Origin of the sequence: Nostocoides sp. (genome assembly GCF_035343835.1) — a bacterium.
In the GTDB taxonomy this organism is placed as follows: Bacteria; Actinomycetota; Actinomycetes; order Actinomycetales; family Dermatophilaceae; genus Nostocoides_A; species Nostocoides_A vanveenii.
In genome coordinates, this window is record NZ_DAOQZV010000399.1 from 1 (window position 1) to 1,566 (window position 1,566).

Here is a 1,566-nt window from a genome sequence, read left to right on the forward strand (position 1 = left end):
AGGATGACCGCGATGAAGCCGCTGACCAGGGCACCCACCACGGGGATGAACGCACCGAGAAAGACCAGCAGCGCGATCCCACTGGCAAAAGGCACGCCCAGGATGAACGCGCCCAGCCCGATCCCCGTTGCATCGGCCGCTGCCACCAGAATGGTCGCCCGGCAAAACGCCTGCAACTGATTCCACGCGATCACGCCGCTCGAGGCGACCCGCTCGCGGGCATTGCGCGGGAACAAGCGCACCAGCCAGGCCCAGATCTGGGGCCCCTCGAGCAAGAAGAAGAAGAGCGCGAACATCGCGATGAAGAAGCCGGCGACCAGATGGGTGACGGTCAGACCCGCCTTCGCCGCGGCCGCGCCGACCCCGCCCCCGCTGGAAACGGCGTCCCGGGCCTTGTTGAAATATTCGGTGAACTGCGTGTCAGTGATGTGGAAGGTGGTGCGCACCCATTCGCGGATCTGGTCGACACCCGTCACCACCTCACCCATCAGATCGTCGGCCTGGCTGGAGAACTGCGAACCGACAAAGGTCATCAGGCCCCCGAGCACGGTCAAGGTGCCGAGCACGGTGATCGCGGCGGCCAGCGCCTTCGGCAGGTGCGCGTCGAGTCGCCGGAAGACCGGGTGCAGCAGCGCACACAGCAAGGTCGCCACGATGATCGGAATGACGATCTCGGACAGGTGCCCGATCAGGTAGCCCGCCAGCGCCAGCGCTGCCGCGATCAGCAGCAGCCGCCACGACCACTCACTGGCCGCGCGCACTCCGTCCGGCACCCACTGACGCTCCGCGTTCGTGCCCGTATCCCGTGTAGCCGGCCCCGCGACCGACGTCGCCTCCGGCCGGTCCGAGGGGGGAGAGTGCGACACGATTGTCGAGCCTCCGTGCATCTGGCGCCCGGGCCGATCCCGAGACGAATAACCGCGAGCCTATGCGCTCGGCCCGAGTTTCGGCATGTGTCACCGGCGGTGTTAATGTTCTCTACGCACTTGGGGCTGTGGCGCAGTTGGTAGCGCGTCTCGTTCGCAATGAGAAGGCCAGGGGTTCGAATCCCCTCAGCTCCACCAAAGTCCAGGGCCTCGGTCGCTTCGCGACCTGGGTCCTGTTCCTCTTTGGTGGACCTCTGTGGCCCCAACCCTCAGCCGGAGGCCAGGCGCGCGCGCTGGGCCGCGTAGTCCGTCACATCGGTGACCGTGGCATAGGGGCTGACCACGTCGTCCTCGGTCTCCTCGACCTCGGCGCTCGGATAGGTCGCCTTAGCCTTGAGCGTGTAGGTCGGCGGGGGCACGGGCACCGGGGACCAGCCACCGGGGGCCTCCTCGGCGGCGACCGGCGCGCCCTGCGCCGTGGTGGCGCTGAAGGCGTCGATGTCATAGACCCCGGCCGGCACGTATGCCGCCTGCCCACCATCCGCCGCGACCTCGCCACTCCCGCGGGCGACCAAGGACTGCTCAGGAGCCTCACTTGCCGGCTCGGGACTGACCGTCACGTCGGTGGTGGTTGGCGCGCGCCGGGTCGGCGCGGAAGGGCCGGTCGATACCGGGCGCCCGGGGGCCGAAGCGCCGACCG

At 68.6% G+C, this 1,566-nt stretch carries 1 protein-coding gene, 1 tRNA gene and 1 pseudogene; 1 reads left to right on the forward strand and 2 read right to left on the reverse strand.

Annotated features, from left to right (window positions below; all coding sequences use genetic code 11):
- A partial coding sequence (locus PKH97_RS16520) for an AI-2E family transporter (protein ID WP_324388699.1) occupies positions 1 to 773 on the reverse strand: 773 nt, incomplete at its 3' end.
- A gap of 215 nt (positions 774 to 988) precedes the next feature.
- Here PKH97_RS16520 and PKH97_RS16525 point away from each other — a divergent pair.
- Positions 989 to 1,064, forward strand: a tRNA-Ala gene (locus tag PKH97_RS16525).
- A gap of 71 nt (positions 1,065 to 1,135) precedes the next feature.
- Here the strand turns inward: PKH97_RS16525 and PKH97_RS16530 are convergent.
- Positions 1,136 to 1,566 (reverse strand): annotated as a pseudogene (locus tag PKH97_RS16530) (hypothetical protein); the annotation flags it as partial.